At 42.5% G+C, this 23,484-nt stretch carries 23 protein-coding genes and 1 pseudogene; 17 read left to right on the top strand and 7 right to left on the bottom strand.

Going from position 1 to position 23,484, the window contains the following annotated elements; translation table 11 throughout:
- Positions 1–6 precede the first annotated feature (6 nt).
- The 7 genes from dnaG (at position 7) to AS29_RS02235 (ending at position 7,746) form a co-directional block, all read left to right on the top strand.
- Positions 7–1,830, top strand: a complete 1,824-nt coding sequence (dnaG, locus tag AS29_RS02265; protein WP_035405127.1) for a DNA primase — start codon at positions 7–9, stop codon at positions 1,828–1,830.
- 124 nt (positions 1,831–1,954) lie between these two features.
- Positions 1,955–3,067: an RNA polymerase sigma factor RpoD gene (rpoD, locus tag AS29_RS02260; RefSeq protein WP_035405126.1), complete on the top strand. Its 1,113-nt coding sequence runs from the start codon at positions 1,955–1,957 to the stop codon at positions 3,065–3,067.
- Between the two features lie 373 nt (positions 3,068–3,440).
- On the top strand, positions 3,441–3,956 hold the full coding sequence (locus AS29_RS02255) for a hypothetical protein (RefSeq protein WP_035405125.1): 516 nt from the start codon (positions 3,441–3,443) through the stop codon (positions 3,954–3,956).
- A 214-nt stretch (positions 3,957–4,170) separates the two neighbouring features.
- Positions 4,171–5,310, top strand: a complete 1,140-nt coding sequence (locus tag AS29_RS02250; RefSeq protein ID WP_035405123.1) for an acyl-CoA dehydrogenase family protein — start codon at positions 4,171–4,173, stop codon at positions 5,308–5,310.
- Positions 5,311–5,446: 136 nt separating this feature from the next.
- A complete protein-coding gene (gene cccA / locus AS29_RS02245; protein ID WP_035405122.1) occupies positions 5,447–5,806 on the top strand; it encodes a cytochrome c550 in 360 nt (119 codons plus the stop codon).
- A 111-nt stretch (positions 5,807–5,917) separates the two neighbouring features.
- Positions 5,918–6,628 (top strand): tRNA (adenine(22)-N(1))-methyltransferase, encoded by a 711-nt coding sequence (locus tag AS29_RS02240; RefSeq protein WP_035405365.1) that lies wholly within the window; start codon positions 5,918–5,920, stop codon positions 6,626–6,628.
- Positions 6,625–7,746: a Nif3-like dinuclear metal center hexameric protein gene (locus AS29_RS02235; protein WP_035405121.1), complete on the top strand. Its 1,122-nt coding sequence runs from the start codon at positions 6,625–6,627 to the stop codon at positions 7,744–7,746. The genes AS29_RS02240 and AS29_RS02235 overlap by 4 nt, the downstream gene beginning before the upstream one ends.
- A gap of 47 nt (positions 7,747–7,793) precedes the next feature.
- On the opposite strand, the gene AS29_RS02230 is transcribed toward AS29_RS02235, so the two are convergent.
- Positions 7,794–8,738, bottom strand: coding sequence for a 4-hydroxy-3-methylbut-2-enyl diphosphate reductase (locus AS29_RS02230; RefSeq protein WP_035405120.1), 945 nt, complete (start codon positions 8,736–8,738; stop codon positions 7,794–7,796).
- A gap of 114 nt (positions 8,739–8,852) precedes the next feature.
- A complete protein-coding gene (gene vrrA, locus AS29_RS02225; RefSeq protein WP_051860550.1) occupies positions 8,853–9,581 on the bottom strand; it encodes a VrrA/YqfQ family protein in 729 nt (242 codons plus the stop codon).
- A 199-nt stretch (positions 9,582–9,780) separates the two neighbouring features.
- Between vrrA and AS29_RS02220 the strand changes: the two genes are divergently transcribed.
- Together AS29_RS02220 and AS29_RS02215 are read left to right on the top strand one after the other, a co-directional pair.
- A complete protein-coding gene (locus AS29_RS02220; RefSeq protein WP_035405119.1) occupies positions 9,781–11,085 on the top strand; it encodes a DEAD/DEAH box helicase in 1,305 nt (434 codons plus the stop codon).
- Positions 11,086–11,097: 12 nt separating this feature from the next.
- The gene (locus AS29_RS02215; protein ID WP_035405117.1) at positions 11,098–11,991 is read left to right on the top strand and encodes a deoxyribonuclease IV; all 894 of its coding nucleotides are present in this window, start codon (positions 11,098–11,100) and stop codon (positions 11,989–11,991) included.
- 139 nt (positions 11,992–12,130) lie between these two features.
- Here the strand turns inward: AS29_RS02215 and AS29_RS02210 are convergent, their stop codons facing one another.
- The gene (locus AS29_RS02210; RefSeq protein WP_035405115.1) at positions 12,131–12,385 is read right to left on the bottom strand and encodes a DUF2624 domain-containing protein; all 255 of its coding nucleotides are present in this window, start codon (positions 12,383–12,385) and stop codon (positions 12,131–12,133) included.
- A 160-nt stretch (positions 12,386–12,545) separates the two neighbouring features.
- Here AS29_RS02210 and AS29_RS02205 point away from each other — a divergent pair, with 160 nt between their 5' ends.
- The 4 genes from AS29_RS02205 (at position 12,546) to AS29_RS02190 (ending at position 15,593) form a co-directional block, all read left to right on the top strand.
- Entirely contained in the window at positions 12,546–13,427 is an 882-nt protein-coding gene (locus tag AS29_RS02205) for a YitT family protein (protein WP_035405361.1), read from the top strand.
- A 144-nt stretch (positions 13,428–13,571) separates the two neighbouring features.
- Positions 13,572–14,351, top strand: a complete 780-nt coding sequence (locus AS29_RS02200; RefSeq protein ID WP_035405113.1) for a metal ABC transporter ATP-binding protein — start codon at positions 13,572–13,574, stop codon at positions 14,349–14,351.
- Positions 14,344–15,186, top strand: coding sequence for a metal ABC transporter permease (locus AS29_RS02195; protein ID WP_035405112.1), 843 nt, complete (start codon positions 14,344–14,346; stop codon positions 15,184–15,186). The genes AS29_RS02200 and AS29_RS02195 overlap by 8 nt, the downstream gene beginning before the upstream one ends.
- Positions 15,183–15,593 (top strand): Fur family transcriptional regulator, encoded by a 411-nt coding sequence (locus AS29_RS02190; protein ID WP_035405111.1) that lies wholly within the window; start codon positions 15,183–15,185, stop codon positions 15,591–15,593. Before AS29_RS02195 ends, AS29_RS02190 begins: the two co-directional genes overlap by 4 nt.
- 223 nt (positions 15,594–15,816) lie before the next feature.
- On the opposite strand, the gene AS29_RS02185 is transcribed toward AS29_RS02190, so the two are convergent.
- Positions 15,817–16,395 carry a nucleotidase gene (locus tag AS29_RS02185; protein ID WP_035405359.1) on the bottom strand — a complete coding sequence of 193 codons (579 nt, stop codon included), beginning with the start codon at positions 16,393–16,395 and terminating at the stop codon, positions 15,817–15,819.
- A 217-nt stretch (positions 16,396–16,612) separates the two neighbouring features.
- Here AS29_RS02185 and AS29_RS02180 point away from each other — a divergent pair, with 217 nt between their 5' ends.
- Positions 16,613–16,927, top strand: coding sequence for a DUF308 domain-containing protein (locus AS29_RS02180; protein ID WP_231889897.1), 315 nt, complete (start codon positions 16,613–16,615; stop codon positions 16,925–16,927).
- 202 nt (positions 16,928–17,129) lie between these two features.
- Here the strand turns inward: AS29_RS02180 and ispG are convergent, their stop codons facing one another.
- Positions 17,130–18,242: a flavodoxin-dependent (E)-4-hydroxy-3-methylbut-2-enyl-diphosphate synthase gene (gene ispG / locus AS29_RS02175; RefSeq protein ID WP_035405109.1), complete on the bottom strand. Its 1,113-nt coding sequence runs from the start codon at positions 18,240–18,242 to the stop codon at positions 17,130–17,132.
- A 107-nt stretch (positions 18,243–18,349) separates the two neighbouring features.
- Positions 18,350–18,664 carry a hypothetical protein gene (locus AS29_RS02170; protein ID WP_035405108.1) on the bottom strand — a complete coding sequence of 105 codons (315 nt, stop codon included), beginning with the start codon at positions 18,662–18,664 and terminating at the stop codon, positions 18,350–18,352.
- 239 nt (positions 18,665–18,903) lie between these two features.
- On the opposite strand from AS29_RS02170, the pseudogene AS29_RS21995 reads away from it, so the two are divergent.
- Both AS29_RS21995 and AS29_RS21990 read left to right on the top strand, forming a co-directional pair.
- A pseudogene (locus tag AS29_RS21995) lies at positions 18,904–19,734 on the top strand (sensor histidine kinase); the annotation flags it as partial.
- The gene (locus tag AS29_RS21990) at positions 19,729–20,682 is read left to right on the top strand and encodes a methyl-accepting chemotaxis protein (RefSeq protein ID WP_442854513.1); all 954 of its coding nucleotides are present in this window, start codon (positions 19,729–19,731) and stop codon (positions 20,680–20,682) included. The pseudogene AS29_RS21995 and the gene AS29_RS21990, both read left to right, overlap by 6 nt.
- A 35-nt stretch (positions 20,683–20,717) precedes the next feature.
- Here the strand turns inward: AS29_RS21990 and asnB are convergent, their stop codons facing one another.
- Positions 20,718–22,544, bottom strand: a complete 1,827-nt coding sequence (asnB, locus tag AS29_RS02160; RefSeq protein ID WP_035405107.1) for an asparagine synthase (glutamine-hydrolyzing) — start codon at positions 22,542–22,544, stop codon at positions 20,718–20,720.
- A 291-nt stretch (positions 22,545–22,835) separates the two neighbouring features.
- Between asnB and AS29_RS02155 the strand changes: the two genes are divergently transcribed.
- Complete coding sequence (locus AS29_RS02155; RefSeq protein WP_035405106.1) at positions 22,836–23,411, top strand: TetR/AcrR family transcriptional regulator; 576 nt, start codon at positions 22,836–22,838, stop codon at positions 23,409–23,411.
- Positions 23,412–23,484: the final 73 nt, after the last annotated feature.

The following is a 23,484-nucleotide window of genomic DNA, read 5'->3' as shown; positions in this document are numbered from 1 at the left end:
GTTAGAATGGCTCAGAGAATTCCTGAGGACGCTGTAAATAAGATTCAGCAGTCCGTGGACATTGTCGATATCATCGGAGAATATGTCCAGTTAAATAAACAGGGGCGAAATTATTTTGGGCTTTGTCCATTTCATGGAGAAAATACTCCATCATTTTCTGTTTCACCTGACAAGCAGATTTTTCATTGTTTTGGCTGCAAAGCAGGAGGGAACGTATTTTCTTTCTTAATGCAAATGGAAGGGTATGAATTCGTAGAGGCTGTCCGGCAGCTTTCCGAGAAAGAAGGAATAGCTTTGCCTGAGGAAGTCGCGCTGGTCTCTTCCTCCAGTCATGAAAAGCAGGATGATGATACTGCTGCTATGCTGAAAGCGCATGACCTCTTAAAGAAATTTTACCACCATTTGCTGGTAAATACAAAAGAGGGCCAGGACGCATTGGATTACCTTTTGGAAAGAGGATTTACAAAAGAATCCATTGAACAATTTGAAATTGGCTTTGCACTGCCTTCCTGGAATTTTGTATCTAAATTCCTCTCGGGCAGAGGGTTCAGTCTGCCGCTAATGGAACAGGCAGGTCTGCTGGTCAAGAAGAACGACGGGAAAGAGTTTCTTGACCGTTTCAGAAACCGGATCATGTTTCCAATTCTTGATCATCACGGAAACACCATTGCTTTTTCAGGACGGGTTTTGACAGATGAACAGCCCAAATATTTAAACAGCCCTGAAACCAAACTGTTTAATAAAAGCAAGGTGCTTTATAACTTTCATAAGGCAAGGCTACATATCAGGAAACATCAGCAATCTGTTCTTTTAGAAGGCTTTGCAGACGTGATCTCTGCTTCTAGGGCAGGGGTTGAACAGTCTGTTGCTGCAATGGGCACTGCACTGACTGAGGAGCAGGCAAAGATTCTGAAGAGAAACAGTGCTGAGATTGTCATTTGCTACGATTCAGATAAAGCCGGCCTTGAAGCGACACTGCGTTCGGCAAAAACACTGAATCAGGCTGGAGCATCCGTAAAGGTTGCCATGATACCGGATGGGCTTGACCCCGATGACTACATTAATCGGTTCGGAGCAGAAAAGTTCCGCCAGGATGTAATAGGGGCCAGCGTGTCGGTAATGGCCTTTAAAATGCATTATTACAAAAGAGGAAAAAATCTTCAAAACGAAGCGGAAAGACTGCAATATATTGAGCAAATCTTAAAAGAATTTGCCGATATGCAAAATCCGCTCGAACAAGAGATCTATCTAAGGCAGCTTTCACAGGAGTTTTCACTGGATATGAGCATTTTGAAGGAACGGCTTTCTGAAGTGATTAGGACCTCTGGAAGGCCGAAGGAGATCAGGGAGCAAAAAAAGGCAGCGGCTGAGAAGCCTATGGCTCCCCGTAAACGCAAGACTCTTCTGCCTGCCTATCATAATGCAGAGCGAATGCTTCTGGCTCACATGCTCAAGAGCAGGGATGCAGCACAAAAGGTGCTTGATACACTCGGACTTCAATTTAATATTGAAGAACACAAGGTAATTGCTACTTATTTATATGCCTATTATGAAGAAGCAACGGATGATAAGATCAGCTCTTTTATCCAGAGGCTTCCCAGCAAAGAGCTTATGTCTGCCGTGTCAGACATTGCCATGATTCAAATCAGTGATGAGCCTTCTCCTCTCGAGATCCAGGACTATATGAGACAGATTTTAAATCATCCGAAAACCCGGGATCTTCAGCAGAAAGAGGTTGAAAAAAATGAAGCGGAAAGACAAAGGGATTTTGTCAAAGCGGCTAGAATTGCCATGGAAATCGTTCAGCTTAAACGCTCATTTAAATCTTAACCATTCGAAAATGACCGTCCATTATAAATGGAGTTCATCTATAGCAACCCAGCAGTCTTACAATAAGGCAGCGCAAAATTTAACTGCCTGAAAAGGCTGCAAGAGTTTGGAAGGAGGGGATCCAATGGCTGACAAACAAACCCATGATACAGAACTGACGCTTGAGCAAGTGAAAGATCAGCTAACGGAAATCGGCAAAAAGCGTGGATCATTGACATATGAGGAAATAGCAGAACGTATGTCCAGCTTTGAAATGGAATCAGACCAAATGGATGAGTATTATGAATTTCTTGGTGAACAGGGCGTTGAGCTTCAAGGTGAAAACGGTGAAGCAGAAGACCCTAACATACAGGATTTAGCTAAAGAAGAAGAGTTTGACCTGAATGATCTCAGTGTGCCGCCAGGGGTTAAAATCAATGACCCGGTACGGATGTACTTAAAAGAAATTGGTCGTGTCGACCTTCTATCTGCTAATGAAGAAATTGAATTGGCCAAAAGAATAGAAGATGGTGATGAAGAAGCTAAACGCCGTTTAGCGGAAGCAAACCTTCGTCTTGTTGTAAGTATCGCTAAACGCTACGTAGGACGCGGCATGCTCTTCCTTGATTTGATTCAGGAAGGAAACATGGGTCTGATGAAAGCGGTAGAAAAATTTGACTACCGTAAAGGCTACAAATTCAGTACGTATGCAACATGGTGGATCCGCCAGGCTATTACACGTGCAATTGCCGACCAGGCCCGTACGATAAGAATTCCCGTCCATATGGTGGAAACCATTAATAAGCTTATTCGTGTTCAAAGACAGCTCCTGCAGGACCTTGGCCGTGAGCCATCACCGGAGGAAATTGCAGAAGATATGGATTTAACCCCGGAAAAAGTACGGGAAATCCTGAAAATTGCACAAGAGCCAGTATCTCTTGAAACACCGATTGGTGAAGAAGACGATTCACATCTTGGTGATTTTATTGAAGATCAGGATGCAACATCTCCATCTGAGCATGCAGCATATGAATTGCTCAAGGAACAGCTTGAGGATGTCCTTGATACGCTGACAGACAGAGAAGAGAATGTCCTCAGGCTGCGTTTCGGATTAGATGACGGCCGTACCAGAACGCTTGAAGAAGTTGGAAAAGTGTTCGGTGTAACTCGTGAGCGTATCCGCCAAATCGAGGCGAAGGCATTAAGAAAATTGCGTCATCCCAGCAGAAGCAAGCGGCTTAAGGATTTCTTGGAATAGAAAAGGAAAGGCGGATGTCCGTCTTTCTTTTTTTTGTCTCTTTACAGAAGATGGCTGTTCTTAACGAACATGATTGGTAATGAAGCACGGGACCAAATATCCAGTCCACTATATGCAATGTTTGCTGAATCAAACAAAAAAGGAAAGCGCTTTCTAATTTATTTGTATTTACGAACAAAATAAATATTATTAAAATATAGCTATAAGATAAAATTTCCATGTTACTTTTCATCTTAAAGCCAGCTGCGGCCGCAGTATGAGGGTCTCGATCACTGGTTTTTTAAAATCATCCGCTTATCCTTATCAGGTGAAAAAAGCTGAAATTTTTCTTTACCCTTAAGGTGAATAACATGACAAATGGGGAATGGCACCAATGAATAGTGAAAGAAAACAAATAATCGTCGATGAAATAAAGCATTGGAAAATCAACAAACTGCTTCCGGAAACCTATTGTGACTTTCTGCTAGCCTTATACACAGGCGGAAAGCAAGAGGAGCAGGTAAAGAAAAAGAAGCGGTCCGCTTTATTAATGCCTTATATCATTCTGCTGCTACTTCCTGCATCTCTTTTTGTCTATTTTACTGAAATGAATCCTCCAATGCAAATGAGTCTTCTTACAGGATTTGTAATATGTGTGATTCCAGCATTGAAAATGAGCAGAGGCCAAAGGATGTTTTTTTATTATATGGGGGTCTTGTTCCTGCTGCTATTGCTTCTTAGTTTAACAGGGATTGGCATAGCCCATCTGCCGAAAGGACCTTCCTCCGCAATTGCCATCATTATACATAGCTTCATCTGGATCACTTTTGCTGTTCGCTTTAAAACGCGTTCTTTTTTTATCGCTGGATTGGCAGGCATTTTGCTTTCAATTGGCTCTTTCCTTTTCTAAAATTAAAGCATGGTATTGATTGTAAACACTTGTTGATTGGAGTGGAAAGCGAACGCCTGCTAACTGCAGTCAACAGCCAAATTTAACAGCTTTTATAATAAAAATGAAAGAACGTTAGTTTGCGAAAAAATATTAAATTTTTAAAAAGTTGTGAAAATATTCCTTTCCTCTTATAATAATAATGTAAGCGTGTTCAACATTCAGGGGGGATTGGATGAACTTTGATTTAACGGCTGAACAAAAAATGATTCAACGGACAATAAGGGAATTTTCGGATGCTGAAGTAGCACCGGGAGCTGAAGAAAGAGATAAAACAAAGGAATTTCCAAAGCAGATATTTAAAAAGCTTGGAGATATGGGCATGCTGGGCCTACCTTTCCCTGAAGAATTCGGGGGAGCTGGAGCAGATACCGTGAGTTTTGCTATTGTAACGGAGGAATTGAGCAGAGCCTGCGCTTCGACTGGTATTACATACTCTGCACATATTTCACTTGGGGGAGCGCCCATCAATTTATTTGGAACAACCGAGCAAAAGCAAAAGTATCTTTCGAAAATTTGCTCAGGGGAGTCATTGGGAGCCTTTGGGCTAACAGAGCCTAACGCTGGTTCAGATGCTGGCGGAACAGCTACTGAAGCGGTCTTAAAGGATGGCAGCTTTTTAATTAACGGAAGCAAATGCTTCATTACCAATGCATCCTATGCGAAATTTTTAGCTCTAACTGCTATAACAGGGAGAGACGGAAGTCAAAAAGAAATAAGCGCTATTATTGTCCCAACCGATGCCGAAGGGTTTTCAGTCATTGACAATTACGAAAAAATGGGGCTAAGCGCTTCAAACACGACTGAATTGGTTCTGGAAGATGTCATGGTGCCTGAGGAAAACCTGCTTGGTGAGAGAGGCAGAGGATTTAAGCAATTCCTCATTACATTGGATGGCGGCCGCATTGGGATTGGGGCAATGGGAGTAGGAATTGCACAGGCTGCATTTGAAAAAGCGCTTAATTACGCTAAAGAACGGAAGCAATTCAACAGAAGCTTGTCAGCTTTTCAGGCAATACAATTTAAGCTCGCTGATATGGCCATGAAAATTGAGCTCGCCAGAACGATGGTATATAAAGCAGCCTGGCTTAAGGATCAGGGTAAAGCTTTTACAAAGGAAGCATCTATGTGCAAGCTCTACGCTTCTGAAATTTGTTCTGAAGTCACCAATCAGGCCATCCAAATTCATGGCGGCTATGGTTATATGAAGGATTACCATGTTGAGAGGTATTTGCGTGATGCAAAGCTGCTTGAAATCGGCGAGGGAACGAGTGAAGTTCAAAGAATGGTTATTGCAAGACAGATCGGCTGCTGAAAAGAATCTAGGAAAAGCTGGTTTTTTGGATGAAATTGGACTAATTCTCTTTTCCTTCCCTCTAATATAAAGTAAAATGAAGGAAGTTTACATCTATAATACATATAGAGAGAGACGAAGTCTGGGAGGAGAAAAAATGAAACGGAATCCGCTTATTCCTTTTGCCTTAATTGCTCTTTTCGGTATAGGATTAATGCTCTTTTTTTCAGTAAAAGGGATTGGTGACGGGAAAGAAATGGCTGGCGGAGAGAAAGAGAAGCCTAAACAAGAGGATATTGCGAAACTGTCTCCTGAGGAAATTTATAAAGGAAAGTGTATTTCCTGTCATGGAGAAAACTATGAGGGCGGCGTTGGTCCAAAACTCGCTGGTAATGATTTGGATGTAAATGCCATCAAAGAAAGAATTAAAAACGGGGGCGGCGGAATGCCGGCTAATCTGGTTCCAGATGAAAAGAAACTCGATGAAATGGCAAAATGGGTTTCAGAGTTAAAATAATGCGCCTTAGACCCCTTAAAAGGGGTTTTTTTGTTTTGCCTGTTGGACATGAAGAAGCACTTCACCTAAAATAGGGGAAGGTATACATAAATTATGGACAAAGGTGACATCATGAATGAATTGAAATTATCAAAAAGACTATACACGGTTGCGAACTTTATTCCATCTGGAGCGGTTTTAGCCGATATTGGATCGGATCATGCATATTTGCCATGCTTTGCGGCCATAAACGGAAAGGTTCAAAAGGCGATAGCTGGCGAAGTGGTGGAGGGTCCTTATCAGTCCGCAGTCAAACAGGTGGAGAGGACTGGATTAACAAGCCGGATCGATGTGCGCAAGGGGGATGGGCTTTCTGTATTGCGCCCATCTGAGGCCACATGTGTGACCATTGCTGGAATGGGCGGAGGACTGATTGCCAAGATCCTCGAGGAGGGAAAGAGCAAGCTTGATCAGACCGAGCGCCTTATCCTTCAGCCGAATGTAAACGCGAATTTTATACGGACTTGGCTGATTGAAAATGGATGGGAGCTTATCCATGAAGAAATTCTGGAAGAGGATCTGAAAATCTATGAGGTCCTTGTAGCAGAAAAAGGCGACCCCCTCCATCCTTATAACGGAAAAAAACAGGAATCTGCCATTTTGTTTGGCCCATTTCTGATGGAAGAGAAAAATGAAGTATTTATTAAAAAATGGAGTCATGAAAAACGCCACTGGGAAAGTGTCGCTGCTCAAATTGCTAAAGGAAAAACAACAGATGAATCTACAAGCAGGCGGGAAGAAATGGAGACTTTGATAACCATGGCATCGGAGGTATTGGAATGAGCAAAATCCCGAACGGATATGAGGTCATTGAGCTGTTTGAAAGCTTTTCTCCTAAACGCTATGCAGTTGAAGGAGATAAGATTGGTCTTCAGGTTGGAACTCTTAATAAGCCGGTTAAACAGGTGATGATTGCACTGGATGTTCTGGATGAAGTAGTTGATGAAGCCATTAGCCAGAATGTCGATTTAATCATCGCCCATCATCCGCCGATCTTCAGACCGCTGAAAGCTTTGAGGACCGATCAGCCAGCGGGGCAGCTGCTTGAAAAATGCATAAAACACGATATTGCCATCTACGCGGCTCATACAAATTTGGATGTTGCGGAGGGCGGTGTCAATGACTTGCTGGCTCAGGCTCTAAATTTACAGGATACAAAAGTTTTATCTCCCACCTACGAGGAAAAACTTAAAAAATTAACGGTGTTCGTACCTGCATCACATAAAGATGAGGTTAGAACAGCCATTGGACTTGCAGGGGCAGGGAGTATCGGTAAATACAGCCGCTGTTCGTTTGCAGCACAAGGGACAGGAAGCTTTTTACCCATGGAAGGGGCGAACCCGTTTATCGGAGAAGCAGGGAAGCTTGAAGAGGCGGATGAATTCAGAATAGAAACGGTTTTTCCTGAGAACCTCGAGAAAAAAGTAGTCTCTGCCATGATGAAGGCGCATCCGTATGAAGAACCCGCCTATGATATCCATACCCTGGATCAAAAAGGCATTGAGATGGGTCTTGGAAGAATCGGCAAGCTTGAAGGAGAGATCACGCTCAGGGAATTTACTGAACAAGTGAAAAAAGCGCTGAATGTTGAAACGGTTCGGGTCGTTGGAGATTTAGACGCGAAAGTAAAGAAATGTGCTGTACTCGGCGGAGACGGAAATAAATACCTTTATGACGCCAAATTCAGTGGAGCAGATGTTTATGTTACGGGAGACCTTTACTACCATACGGCACATGATGCCATGATGATGGGCCTTAATGTGATTGACCCAGGCCATAACGTGGAAAAGGTCATGAAACAGGGAGTAACAGACCTGATGCTCTCGCTATTTGAAGAAAAGAAATATGAGGTCAGTATTATTCCATCCGCCGTTCATACAGATCCATTTACGTTTATCTAATAGAAATCAAAAAGGTGTACCTGCAAATCCGCCGGTACACCTTTTTCTTATTTTTTTACCCGTACTTTCGGCAGGATTTTGTTCAATGGTACAGCATGGACAACATCCCAAACCTTATCTTCATCGTCCTCGTATTTCTCAAGAAAAGTAATAACTTCCTTTGTGATTGGCGTCGGAGTAGAGGCGCCGGCAGTAATCGCAACTGTCTTAACGCCCTTCAGCCATTCCAGTTTCAGCTCGGAAAGGTTGGAAATCCGATAAGCCGGTGTGCCGGCAATCTGCTCTGAAACCTGAGCCAGCCTGTTTGAATTGTTGCTTTTCGGATCACCCACAACAATTGTCAAGTCAGCTTCTTTTGCCTGTTCTGCAACAGCCTCCTGGCGCACCTGGGTGGCAAGACAAATTTCCTGATGAAATTCAACATGGGGAAATTTGTCTTTTACCTTTTCCATAATATCGTATACGTCCCATTGGCTCATTGTAGTCTGATTCGTTACGATAATTTTATCGGAATTGATTTCAAGAGCGTCTGCATCCTCTACCGTCTCAATCAAGTGAACAATTTCCGGAGCCACTCCAACGGCACCCTCTGGTTCAGGATGGCCTTTTTTGCCGATATAGATTACCTCATAGCCCTTGGCTTTTACATCCCTGATTAAGTCGTGGGTTCTCGTTACATCCGGACATGTAGCATCAATGCTCACAAGGCCTTTTTCTTCGGCAATGCGTCTGACTTCCGGGGAGACGCCATGCGCTGTGAAAATAACCGTTCCTTTATCCACTTTTTGCATAATTTCAAGACGGTTAGTCCCGTCCAGAGTGATAATTCCTTCTTCTTCAAAAGCATCAGTAACATGTTTATTATGAACGATCATACCCAAAATGTAGATCGGTCTTGGCAGGGTTTTGTCCATTGCCGCGTTTTTCGCAATGACCATCGCATCCACAACGCCATAGCAATATCCGCGGGGAGCAATCTTAATTACATCCATGTATCTTCCTCCTAAAGGATGATCAGGAAACGAAAATGAAAAAAGCCGGTAACCGGCCTTTTTTCTCATTACCTGACATTATTATAGCGAAATGGGCGGAAGAATACAAAACTCTTATACATAAAGTCTAGGTTTTGACGTACCTTTTCTGGCTGAAGGCTCTTCAGACAATTCGTCTTGCTTCTCTAAGCTATAATCAGCTTCATTGGATAATGGCTCTGTTTTTTTCTTAACGGCTGTTTTGCTTTCAGCTTTTTTTTCTGTCTGTTCTTCCGAAGAAGAGCTGCTGTCATCCTCATCATCACTGTTCATTTGACTGAAAATCTTAATCATTGCCGGGAGATTTCTGACTAATGGACCATATTGCTGGACCATTGGTGTTACCTGCTGAGCCATACCGAGGACCTTTTGAACATTTCCAAGCATCCCCGTTATATTGGACGGATTGGCAAGACCTGAGATTCCCTGCTGGGCAGCCCCTGCAATATTTCCGGCACCGCCTGCTGAAGGGATAAAGCGTGATAGTAAGCCTCTAATTCCACCGCTGCCGGCGCCAGCTGCCTGCTGGGCCCCTGGAACCTGTCCTCCGAAGCCTCCAAACCCGCCAAACCCTTGGCTGCCCCCAAAGCCCTGACCGCCGCTAAATCCTTGAGGACCGCCAAATCCTCCGAAATTACCTCCTTGAAAAATGCCTCTTGCTCCTGGTGCCTGCCCTGTAAATGGACGATTTCCAGGAATAGGGGGTCCGCCACGGCCAGCAAACGGGCCTCCGCCTGAAAATGGTCCCGGCATGAATCCTCTTCCCTGTGTGCCGCCGGGCGGCATAGGTCTTTGTGGAAACATAGTCTTACTCCTTTCTATCCTGTTACCTACTACAGAGTATGCATAAGCGGGTAAAAGGTTTTTCTTTTCACTGGAAAAGACTTTGCAAGGTTGGTGTTTTGCCCTGTTTTCGTATATAATGTGAAAATGGTTAAACCTGTCCAGATACGGAACGTCTATAAGACAGGAAGGCAAATTATTAAGGGAGTTTTATACAACTATGGAGAGATTTGAACGATTAAAGCTTAAACCGTTTCTAATAGACGCAGTGAAAGAATTGGGCTTTGAGAAGCCTACTGAAATACAGGAGAGAATTATTCCTTCGATACTTAAAGGGGAAAGTGTGATCGGCCAGTCTCAGACAGGGACAGGAAAAACCCATGCATACTTGCTTCCGTTATTAAATAACCTGGATCCTGCTTCCCAATCCGTACAAGTGGTCATTACTTCACCGACAAGGGAATTGGCAAACCAAATATACAAAGAAGTCCTTAAGCTGATCAGCCACCATGATCAGGAAATTCAGGCAAGGTGCTTCACTGGAGGAACTGACAAGCAGCGCTCCATTGATAAGCTGAAGCAGCAGCCTCAAATTGTCATTGGAACACCAGGAAGATTGCATGATTTGCTGAAAGTAAACGCCCTTCATGTTAATAATACGAAATCATTTGTCGTCGATGAAGCCGACATGATCTTGGATATGGGCTTTCTTGAGGACGTGGATCGTATTGCTAGCGGAATGCCGGAACAGCTTCAAATGCTCGTTTTTTCTGCCACCATTCCAGAAAAATTGAAGCCGTTTTTGAAAAAATACATGGCCAATCCTAAATTCACGCATGTTGCCCCCAAGCAGGCTGCGGCAGAAAAGATTGAGCATGTGCTATTACCGCTCAGACACCGCAATAAAACGAAACTTGTGCATGATATGCTTCTTGCATACAATCCATATCTTGCAATTGTTTTTACGAATACGAAAAAAATGGCCGATGCTGTAGCTGATGAGCTTGCTGCAAAAGGTCTTAAAGTTGGCCGGATTCATGGAGGACTTCCTCCGCGTGAACGGAAAAAGGTAATGAAACAGGTCAATGATCTGGAATATCAATACGTTGTAGCAACAGATCTTGCAGCACGTGGAATAGATATTGAGGGCGTAAGCCATATCATCAACTATGAGCTTCCTCAGGATTTGGACTTTTACATTCACCGTGTAGGACGTACAGCACGTGCAGGGTATTCGGGACTGGCTGTAACCATTTATGAAACTTCTGATGAAGATGCATTAGCGAAGCTTGAAAAAATGGGTATCTCATTTGCATACAAAGATCTTGAAGGTTCAGAATTTAAGGATGCAGATGATCGCCATCGCAGAAAAAATCGTCCAAAAACAGATAGAGAAGTTGATGAGCGTGCGAAGCATGGTATTCGTAAGCCTAAAAAAGTTAAGCCTGGCTACAAAAGACACATGAAATGGGAAATGGATAAAATTAAGAAGAAGCAGCGCCGAATTAAGAGAAGAGAGAAATAGGAGGGGATTTGCATGCTTAGAATCGGCTCCCACGTCTCGATGAGCGGGAAGCATATGCTGCTGGCAGCGAGCCAGGAAGCAGCATCTTACGGAGCAAACACCTTTATGATTTATACAGGTGCCCCTCAAAACACGAGACGCAAAAAAATTGAAGATTTGAATATCGAGGCCGGACAGGCTCATATGAAGGAAAATGGAATGGACAACATCATTGTTCATGCTCCTTATATTATTAATATCGGGAATTCTGTTAATCCGGACACATTTGAGCTTGGGGTAAACTTTTTGCGGTCCGAAATTGAGCGGACAGCCGCACTCGGGGCAAAACAGATTGTTCTCCATCCAGGTGCACATGTTGGGGCAGGAACAGAAGAGGGCATTAGGAAAATCGTTGAGGGGCTGAATGAAGTGCTTCTCAAGGATCAGCCGGTTCAAATTGCCCTGGAGACGATGGCTGGAAAAGGCTCTGAAATTGGTTCAAACTTTGAAGAGCTCGCACGGATTATGGATGGGGTTCATTACAATGAACATTTATCTGTCTGCTTTGATACTTGCCATACACATGACGCCGGTTATGACCTGATTAATAATTTTGATGGGGTATTAGAGGAATTTGACCGGATCATCGGGCTTGATCGACTAAAAGTTCTTCATGTAAATGATAGCAAAAACCCGATTGGTGCCAGAAAAGACCGCCATGAAAACATTGGTTTCGGACATATTGGCTTTGATGCGCTTCTAAACATCGTGCATCATCCTTCTCTAGCAGATGTGCCAAAAATATTGGAAACTCCTTATGTAGGGGAAGATAAGAAAAATAAAAAACCGCCTTACAAATTTGAGATTGAGATGTTTCGATCTAAAGAATTTGATGAAGGGGTACTAGATAAAATCGTCAGTCAATAATGGGAAACTCCCGTCCCAGGGAGATTTGCTTCCCGTTCATTCAGGGTAAACAAACAGAAGGCTGTCTCCTAAAGACAGCCTTTCTGTATTTTTTGTAAATGAAGAAAACCCGTAATAGCCCGAATCCAACTTACATAAGCTATTTAACAAACTGCTTGAACAGCAGGTCCACCTGCTGTGCCGTTGCGGGGGATGTGATCGCAGAAATGCTGGCAAGAAGTTTTCTTCTCTCGTTTTCATTGAAGATGTTCACATTTTTTCCTTTGATCACTTTAACTATTTGAGCTGCCTGAGCTGGACTGATGGATAGCTGATTTTGCTTAGCCAGCTGAAGCAGTTCATCGGCGGTTATGGAATTAACCTTTTGATTAATTATTTTTTGAAATAAAATCAAAATTAAACCCTCCTCTCTCCACAATCTATGGATTCATGCCTAAGTTGTGCGGAAGGATGAGGCCTTGCCGCTTCCATCCTCTTTAATGAAGAGGGATATCATATACATATGGGCTTAAGCGTATTTCATGTATAAAAATAAGCAGAAAAAGGAGAGGGCTATGGAAAAAAGACAGCATCGCAAAGAAAAATTAGGAAGAACAATCTATCGATTTATCATGATCATCATCGGAGCGGGTCTGGCAGCCGCTGCACTTGAGCTTTTTCTAATCCCCAATAACATCATTGATGGCGGAATTATAGGTATATCTTTAATTCTTGACCACATTACTCCCGCAGGACTAGCTTTCATTAGTTTTGGTACACTAGTCGTTGTGCTGAATCTTCCTTTTATGTATTCCGGCTACAAACACATCGGGAAAACCTTCATGATTTCTTCTATTTTCGGGGTCGTTGCTTTGGCCATTATTGAGCAATCCCTTCATCATGCAGAACCATTCACTACTGAGCCAATTCTCGCTACCGTTTTTGGTGGGCTGATTTTAGGCCTCGGAGTGGGATTGGTGATCCGTAATGGCGGAACGCTGGACGGAACAGAAATACTTGGTATTTTAATGACGAAACGCCTTCCTGTATCTGTAGGAGAATTTGTTATGTTCATCAATATTTTCATTTTTGGATGGGCAGCATTTGTATTTGGACCTGAGCAGGCCATGTATTCAGTGATGACGTATTATATAGCGTTCAAAACGATTGATACGGTCATACAGGGACTTGATGAGACTAAGGCCGTTATAATCGTGACTGAGCAGTTCGAAGAGGTGTCAGATGCAATTCTGCACAGACTTGGCCGCGGAACGACTAAGCTAAAGGGAAAAGGCGGATATTCAGACGAAGATACAGAAGTCATTTATGCCGTGGTCACAAGGCTGGAAGTAACAAAACTGAAGTCCATTATTCATGAAATTGATGAAAATGCGTTTATCACCATCATGAACACACAGGAAACTCATGGAGCGCGATTTAAATCAGCCATCCACTAATTTGATTTTCTTTACAAACGCAGGGAAGGCATGTATACTTTTATAGTTATATAAAATGGCATGCACAATAGCTGCCATTTTATTTTTGTAAAGTAAATCGTAATCGTTCTTACTTTAATTATTGCAAAGCAAGAGGTGAAAAGGATGAATCATCCTGTTATTGAAATTACCCATTTATCCTACTCATATGATCGGACTAGAGTTCTTGATGATATTAATTTAACGGTGGAAGAGGGAGCGTTCATCGGGCTTGTAGGTCCGAACGGTTCAGGAAAAACCACTCTTCTCAAATGTTTGCTTGGCCTGCTCAGGCCTCAAAGCGGATCCATCCGGCTCTTTGGAGAGGATTTGAAAAAATTTAAGAATTGGCACGATATTGGATTTGTATCTCAAAAAGCGAACAGCTTTAATACCGGTTTTCCAGCTTCTGTTTTTGAAGTGGTAGCGAGCGGCCTTACAAGCAAGCTTGGACTGTTCCGATATATGAAAGCAGCAGATCGTGTGAAAGTAAAAGAGGCCATAGATGCAGTAGGGCTTAGTGAATTCTCCAGAAGAAATATTGGGGAGCTTTCAGGCGGCCAGCAGCAAAGGACGTTTATTGCCAGGGCTCTTGTCAGTGATCCGAAGCTGCTCATATTAGATGAACCGACGGTGGGAGTGGATTCAGCTTCTGTTCAGAGCTTTTATCGTATGCTGAAGGATTTAAACGGCCGGCTTGGGATTACACTGATTTTGGTCACTCATGATGTAGGAACCATTTCAGATAAGGTAACACAGGTGGCATGTTTGAATAAAACACTTCACTTCCACGGATCTCCTGAAGAATTCGATCAATTAAACGGACACTCACTTTCAGATTACTATGGGCATCCAGTTCATGTGTTAACCCATGATCATCACGGGGAGGGGCATCATCATGATTAGTCCGTTTTTTGAATTTGAATTTTTGCAAAATGCCTTTTTCTCAGGCCTTCTCATTGGGCTTATTGCTCCTCTTCTTGGTGTATACATTGTCGTCAGGCGTCTTTCGCTTATTGCGGATGCCCTGAGTCACGTAACATTGGCGGGGATTGCGGTCAGCCTTTTCCTTGAAAAGAAATGGGGGATTTTAGCAGGAGCGAACCCTATCTATATGGGAATGGCCTTCTCCGTTACCGGCTCTTTATTAATTGAGAGGCTCCGCGGTCTTTATAAGCACTACCAGGAGCTTGCAATTCCAATCATCTTATCCGGCGGTATCGGAATTGGTGCCATCTTTATATCACTGGCGGACGGATTTAACAAAGATTTAATGAATTATTTATTTGGAAGTGTGCTGGCCGTTACACGGTCGGATTTGATGATTGTAGTTGGCATTTCCATTTTTGTTTTACTTATCATCGGGCTTTTGTATAAAGAGCTTTTCGTTCTCTCATTTGATGAAGAACATGCGACTGCATCAGGTATTCAGGCAAAGTGGATTCATTTTATTTTTATTCTGACCGTTGCCTTAGTCATTGCCGCATCCATGAGGATTGTTGGTATCCTGCTTGTTTCATCATTAATGACCTTGCCGGTTGCAGCGAGCATTCGTATCGCCAAAGGGTTTAAGCAAGCCATGTTTTTATCTGTTATTTTCGGCGAGCTGTCTGTTATTATAGGGTTAATCGTTGCCTATCAAGCCGACCTCGCTCCAGGCGGTACGATTGTGGTATTGAATATCATCATTTTGGTGCTTTCTATTATTGTTAGCAAGTTCAAAAGGGGACATGTACAATGAATATTGAGCAAGCGCTCCAAATGCTTAAAGATTCAGGCTACAAATATACAAACAAGAGGGAAGAAATGCTTTCCTTCTTTGCAGACTGCAATAAATATCAAACCGCCCGGGATGTTCTTGAAAGCATGAAATCCAACTACCCCGGTCTCAGCTTTGATACAATATACCGGAATTTATCCTTATTCGCTGAACTGGGCATTCTGGAGACCACTGAACTATCCGGTGAGAAACAATTCAGGTTCACGTGCAACCATGCCCATCATCATCACCATTTTATCTGTATGGACTGCGGGAAAACGAAAGAACTTCATTCATGTCCAATGGATAAATTAAAAGATGACCTTGAAGGTTATGATGTGAGCGGCCATAAATTTGAGATATATGGGACCTGCCCTGATTGTATTTAACAAACAAAAAATGGAGCTGAGTTTCAAATCTCCTTGCGCTTTTAATTGGAGTTGTTTTGACTGACTCACGCTTAATTCTCGCTTCTTCCGCTGCAATTAGCCTATCCCTTAATATTTTTGGAAAAACAAATCCCCGGAATGCTTACACAGCATTCCGGGGATTTCAATTTCAATCGTTTCCTCTTAGCAGGATTTTTAGATTACCGCTATTTCTTATCACCGATTACCGATTCTCTTTTAGCTCAAGTACCCGGCGATCCAGCCATTCCTCTGCCTCAAACCAGCTGTTCACACGCACGACTTGCTCCGGAACGGGATCCTGATTGTATGGAGTGTTGAAAAGGATGACTGGAATGTTAAATTCCTCGCTAATCATACAGGCATTATCATGCTTATCCTCAAAAAACACATCGATGCGGTGTTTCTTAACGGCCTCAAGCTTGTCATGTGAACCAACTAAGTCGATATTATGGAACGAAACCTCATTCTTTTCAAACCAGTTCAAGGTCGTATCATAGAGATGATGGCCTCTGGCACTGATAAATATTAAATCATGCTTCTCTTTCCATTTACCGAGAATTTCCTTTGCCCCTTTTGAAACCGGAGCCTCTCCATAGATAATCGGTTCAAATTCCGCCATCCATTGACCCAATTCTTCGTAGCTGACTTCAAGAGCTTTCGTCAAGTCATAATCCTTTATGTCATCAAGGGTTATTTGCTTTTTAAATGATTTGTTTAAATATGGAACAAAGGTTTCTGGCGGTGTAATGGTCCCGTCAATATCAATCCCTAAACGCAGCATGCCGACACTCCTTTTTTGATCTTTTCCAAGTGTATCACAAAGCAGTGCAGAAAAAGAATGGATAAAGGCATAATTATGGACCGCCTTCTGCATACTAAGGATGCTCCTTATATCTGAAAGTGAGGGGAAAGGAATGGCAGACGAAAGACACTTTGAAGATCACGGCAACATGACGAACTCAGATCAGGTTAATGGTCTGAATAACCGTGATGAACTAATGGAAATTGAAAAGCACCGTGAATATAGAGAAGAATCTGCTGCAGAAATCGCACCTCCGATTGGTTCATACCGTGAAGAGGAACGCGTGGCAGATGATGACCGTCATGGGGCTGTTGAAGGCAGATCCACCGGGTATATAGCGATCGCTCTTTCCGTTATTTCACTTTTCCTTCTTCCCGTTATCTTAGGAGCAGTGGGAATAATTGTTGGATTTGTGGCGAGAAGAAAGGGTGCTAAAACCCTTGGAGCCTGGGCAATAGGAATTGGAGCAGTTTCCGTGATTCTGGGACTGTTTGTAACACCATTCTTTTAATAAGAAAGCTCTGTTAAACTTGTCTGTTGATTGCAGCTAGCAGGTGTTAAATAATCAACACCATGCTTTAACACAGGCAATAAGAAAAACGGGCATTCCCATAGGGAAGTGCCCGTTTTTTTTTATCATAAGTGTGTATAAATTTCTGACTTGTCCAGCTCCAGTGGCCGAAGGGTGAACGAGCCGCTGAAGCTATTCTTGATTAGCCTTGAACTTCCGCTTTTTCCGCTGCTTCCTTTGCGTAATGAGCTTCCGCTAATTTATCGATTTCTTTTTTCAGTTCTTCTACCATGATTTCTTCAGGGACTTTACGAACAATTTGCCCTTTCATGAATAGTAATCCTTCTTTGCGCGCTCCGGCAATCCCGATATCGGCTTCCCGTGCTTCGCCAGGGCCATTTACAGCACACCCGAGCACAGCTACTTTAATCGGAGCTTTAATTGTGGAAATGTATTCCTCTACTTCATTTGCGATACTGATCAGGTCAATTTCAATCCGTCCGCACGTAGGACATGAAATCAGCGTTGCCGCATTTGAAGCAAGTCCGAATGATTTTAGAAGCTCTCTTGCTACTTTGACCTCTTCAACAGGATCCGCGCTTAACGAGATGCGCAGGGTATTTCCAATTCCCATACGGAGGATGGCTCCTAAACCGGCGGCACTTTTTACAGTGCCTGCAAACAGGGTGCCTGATTCAGTAATTCCAAGATGAAGGGGGTAGTCAAATGCTCTGGAAGCTTTCTCATAAGCTTCTATCGCAAGATTTACATCAGAAGCTTTCATCGATACGATAATATCGTGAAAATCGAGATCTTCCAATATCTTAATGTGATGCAGTGCGCTTTCAACCATTCCATCTGCAGTCGGATAGCCGTACTTTTCTAAAATGCGTTTTTCTAGAGATCCTGCATTCACACCAATACGGATCGGAATGCCTTTTGCTTTTGCTGCATTAACAACAGCTTCTACTTTTTCTTTGCGGCCGATGTTTCCGGGATTAATCCGGATTTTATCTGCTCCGCCTTCAATGGCTTTAAGAGCCAGTTTATAGTCAAAATGAATATCAACGACAAGTGGAATGTTTATCCGCTTCTTGATTTCGGAAATTGCGTCTGCAGCGCGCTCATCCGGACATGCAACCCGGACGACTTGGCAGCCAGCTTCTTCAAGACGGTTAATTTCTGCAACCGTTGCTTCAACGTCGTGTGTCTTAGTTGTGGTCATGCTTTGTATAATAAGCTCGTTGCTTCCGCCAATCGTTAAATTACCGACTTTGACAGGACGAGTTTTTGTACGATGTGTAATTTCACCCACGAGTGGATCGCTCCTTATTCATATAGGTTTGGTAACCAGATTGATACCTTTTCCTATCACATTGTATCAGTCATTTAGCAGTATTGACAAGGAAATAGACAAATCGGCTACTCATAAACAGGGAATTTATAGGAGTGTCCGGTTAGAATTCGGTTCGCTTTTGTTCCGGGATTGAGTTTTTCAAAATCCTCGGCTGCAGTTTCCAGGGGGACAGGAATGGAATGGCCGTTGACCTTATTGATGATGATAAGGACGGATTCCCCTTTTTGAACGCTAAGCTGTTTAAACGTCTCCTTCTTTACAGGCTGTGATACAGCCATTATGTTCTCCTCCTCCGCTCTCGGAAGAGTCCCCCTGCTTAAATCATAGTAAATAATATATGTGAGCAGTGCAATCGAGCACAGCAGAATGAGTCTTTTCATCGGCTGACCTTCCTTCATTTCAGGCATAATTCATACTATGCTTGTCCAACTGAAATCATAACTGATGGATTCAAAATGCCTAAAATAAAGAAAAATAATGGAGATAATATATGATAAAAGAACTAATTTTCGACAAAAAATCGCAAAAATTAATGTGAAATTTACACTTCCTTAATATTTTTTTGGGATAATTTAATTACATTTCACAATATGTACTTTAAAAGGAGAATTTTCCATTTATGAAACGAATATGGCTAAGAAGGTTTCCAGATAGGCAATTTTTTCTTGCTTTAAAACAGTCATCGGAACGATGGATGAAAACAGCCTCCAGCTTTGGCAAAAATTTCAGCGGAATCAAAAATGGCTTTAGCCTTCAGACACGGATCATCGCACTTGTTCTATTCATACTTGTTACCTCTGTATTAGTAGTCGGTATCACTTCTTATCAAAAGGCGAAAGAAACGACCATATCGATTATCGAGAACCGTCTAGAGCGGGAAGTAAATACAACAAATGAAATAGCCGGTAATCTGATGTTCGCATATATAGGGGACGAAGAAGGTTTCAGCAAGCGATTTAATAAAACGGTTTTGCCTAATCAGTCCAGCCAGCTGATTCAGGATGGCCTGAACGCAGACTTTTATCTTTTGAAAGATCAGCAGGTAACGATGCTTGAAGGAACCGGGGAAGAGCTTAAGTATCAAGAATTAGGAGACCTTAAAAAAAATGAAAAGCAGACCATTGTTCATAAAAAAATCAATGGGAAAGACTACACTTTATCCATAAAAGAAATCCAGGAGCTAAAAGGCATTCTGATTATCGCTGTTGAGACAGAGAGTTATCTGGCTCCAATCTATTCCTTGGCGAATTTTACTGCATGGACAGTAGCAATCAGCATTTTAATTGCTACTCTGCTGATTGTATTTTTTGTAAGAGGACTGACGAAGCCTCTGTCCCAATTAAGACTTGTTATGAAACAGGTAAGAGAGGGAAGCCTTGATGCAGGAACAAATATAAAAACCAATATTCCTGAAATCAGATCGCTTGTGGCAAGCTTTAATCAAATGATTGCTCAAATGCGAACGATGATATCGAATATGAATTCAACTACGCTGGACTTATCGCATACAGGCTCTGAACTGACCGAGTCTTCAGCTGATGTACTGGATCAGAATGAACAGCTTGTGGAGGCTATCAAAGTGGTAAAAATGGGAGCAGAACAGACAGCTGCCACCTCAGAAACAAGCGTGGCTGCGTTCAATCAGATGAAGAAAGAAATTGGAACGGCATTAACAAGCATGGAATACCTGTTTAAAAGTGCGGATGGAATGAATGTGTCAGCGGACAAGGGAGAGAAAAAAATATCAGGTTTGATCAGCGAAATTCATGAGTTCGGACTGGAATTCGAGAAAATGAATGAAACGATACGGGGGGTAAAAAACCACTCCAGCTCTATTTCAAAAGTTGTCAGCTTAATTCAATCCGTTTCAGAGCAGACAAAATTGCTTGCATTGAATGCTGCAATTGAGGCAGCAAGGGCGGGGGAATCAGGTAAAGGTTTCGCAGTCGTGGCAAATGAAGTCAGAAAACTGGCCGAGCAGTCCTCAAAAGCAGCAGAAGAAATAAAAGGCTCTGTCCAGAAAATGGAGAATATTTCAAATAAAGCAACGGATGAATTTGGAGAGCTCCACAGCAGCCTGAAATCACATTTAACAGCAGCAGAAGAATCAAGGTATTCCTTTGATCATCTAATGGAAGAAATGAAAAGTGTGAATGCGAAGCTAAAAGAGATGAACAGCAATATGCACTCTCTTCAGGAGAGTATGCCTTTGATGGAGCAGTCAACTGAAAATTTCGTTTCGGTTTCCCAAGAGACACTAGCAAGTGCGGAACAAATGCTTGCCTCTTCTGAAGAGCAGATGATTCAAATTAATCACACTCATGAGATTGGAAACAAATTGACCAGTTTGTCTAATGAGCTTTCAAGCCTGACAAGCAAGTTTAAACTGGCAAAATAAGAAAAGGTGTTCCGAAACCCGGAACACCTTTTGTATTAGAGGCTGATTTTAATTTTGTATTCTTTCAGCCATTCGTTTATTTGTACAAGATAATCCAGGATGGCACGTGCTTTATCCCCTTGTATTTCCTGGTCTTCTCCTCTTGAGATGGCACGTACCCGATCCTGATTGATTAGCGGAAGGATCGGGGCGTCTTCATCCTCAAGTATTTGTGTCATCCAGCTGCTGATGCCTTTGAGATAAGCGTCATCCTTCGTACTTGGATAGGCACTTTTTTTGCGGTTGCGGACGTCATCCGGCAAATAATCCTTAAATGCACGGCGAAGAATTCCTTTTTCAATCCCATCTATGCTTTTTAATTCAAATGGAACGTTCCATAAGTATTCAACCAGCCGGTAATCACAAAAGGGGACCCTCACTTCAAAGCCGGTCATCATACTTGCCCGGTCTTTTCGATCCAGCATAAATGGCAGGAAACGAGTGATAAAGAGATAGGACATTTGGCGCTGCTTCGCTTCCAGTTCACTTTCGCCCTCGAGGAATGGAACTTCGTTAACAGCCTCTTTAAAACGTTTTTGGCGGTAAGCCTCAGGCTGCAGTTTCAATCTTGCCTCATCGGATAAAATATCAGTGAAATATCCCAGATTTACAAGCCATGGGAATTGTCCGGCATTCAAATACTCTTCCTGGTGAAACCATGGATATCCTGAGAAAACTTCGTCGGCGGATTCTCCAGAAAGGGCAACAGTCGCATCCTTTTTCATTTCTTCAAACAGCAGGTAGAGAGAGGTTTCAATCTCACCAACTCCAGGAAGATCTCTTGCCCTCATTGGAACAAGAAGATTGTCTACTAGCTTTTGAGCATCAAAAACGATTGAATGATGCTCAGTACCAACGTGCTCGGCTACTCTTTTTACCCAGGGCTCATCTTTATCACGTCTAAGAAAATCCTCTTTAAAATCCTGATCGTTGTTAACGAAATCAATCGAATACGTATGAAGAACCTTATTTCTGCTTCCGTATTCTTTTCCGGCGATTGCCGTCAAGCCGCTGGAATCAAGGCCTCCGGAAAGCATGGAGACAACGGGTCTGTCAGCAATAAGCTGGTGTTTAACCGTATCTTCAAGCAGTCCTTTTATTTTTTCGGCTGTTGCAATCTCATCATCGCGATGTGACTCGCTTTTCAAGTTCCAATACCGGACCGATTTTTGCCCTTCAGCCGTAAAGACCGCATAATGACCCGCACGTATTTCTTTTACATCTTTAAAAATTCCATTTCCCGGAGTCCTCATGGGACCTAATGCGAATACCTCGGATAATCCTTCAGCTGTCACTTCAGCTTCCACTAAAGGATGTTTCAGGAGAACCTTTAATTCGGAACCAAAAATAATGGATTGGCCGCGTTCTGCAAAATAAAGAGGTTTAACTCCAAGATGATCACGGGCGAGCATAAGCTTTTTAAGATGATCATCCCAAATTCCGAAGGCAAAAATCCCGTTAAAGTGCTGGACGCAATCCTCTTTCCATTCTATATAAGCGTGAATGAGAACCTCTGTGTCAGATTTTGTTTTAAACAGATGTCCCTTATTCTCCAATTCTTCACGAAGTTCAATGTAATTATATAGCTCACCGTTATAGACAAGAGCAATTTTCTGATTCGTGTCTTCATAGATCATTGGCTGAAGTCCGCCCTCAGGGTCGATGACAATGAGTCTTCGGTGTCCAAGGACGGCATGGTCGGAGTACCAGAATCCATCTGCGTCCGGTCCTCTGTGAGTGATTGCCTTTGTCATACTTTGAATAATGTCTTTTTCACCTATTAATTCTTTGGACCAATCAGCCCAGCCTGCAATTCCGCACATTCTCAAGACCTTCTTTCATAAAGTTAATCTGGATTTTTTCGACCAAAAATCTATATTGGTCGAAATGAGAGTAAAAATTCGACCGAATGATGAATTTGGTCATATTTATATGTTAGAACCTTCAGAATAGATTGGCAACCTTTCTGACAAAAAAGCGAAAGAAGTCCCTCCTCTTCGTTAAAAACTTCCAATATGGACAAGTGAGCGGGACAAGACTGTGCATTTGACTGTTCTGCCATAATTGGCAATAATGGAGAAACACACATGACTTTTATCATAAGGGTGCGGTAAATGAAGGACTTAGGGAAAAAAGAGAAAATTATTCAATCAGCAACACGGCTTTTCTCAAGCCTTGGCTTTAGGGGAACTACGTTAAGTAAAATTGCCGGAGAGGCAGGAATCGGGAAGGGTACAATCTATTATTATTACAATGATAAAAATGAGATCCTCCTTGATTGCTATATGCGTCACATCAGAAAGACCCGTTCAGAAGCTTTTAAAGCCTACAGGACAGAAAAGGATATTCTTGTAAAGCTGCGCAAAATATTAAGGTACTTGAGTGCAGAGATTCATCATGATTCTTTTGTTTCTTCCTTATTTGAAGAATATAAGGAATACCGGATTCCTGAAATTGAAAAGTGCTTTACAAGCGGTGAGGAAGAATCGGTCCAGCTTATTTGCAAATTGATAAGAGAAGGACAGGAGCAAGGATATTATGCACATGTTCCTCTTCCGCTAACTGCTTTTATGCTCGTTCGGATGATTTTCGCCTACGAGCTTGATTATGAGAAAACCGAGCAAAGCGATTTGCATTTAAAACAGCTGCTCCGGCATATGCTTAGAAGAGAAATTGATCCTTTGAACTAAGCTCTGTTAAACTTGGCTGTTGATTGCAGTTAGCAGGCGCTCAGCGACCAGCGGGGCGGGCGGTGAGCCTCCT

This window comes from Bacillus sp. SJS, from assembly GCF_000732485.2.
GTDB lineage: Bacteria > Bacillota > Bacilli > Bacillales > Bacillaceae > Metabacillus_B > Metabacillus_B sediminis.
The sequence above is the reverse complement of the archived record's forward strand: the minus strand, read 5'-3'. Positions and strand labels throughout refer to the sequence as shown.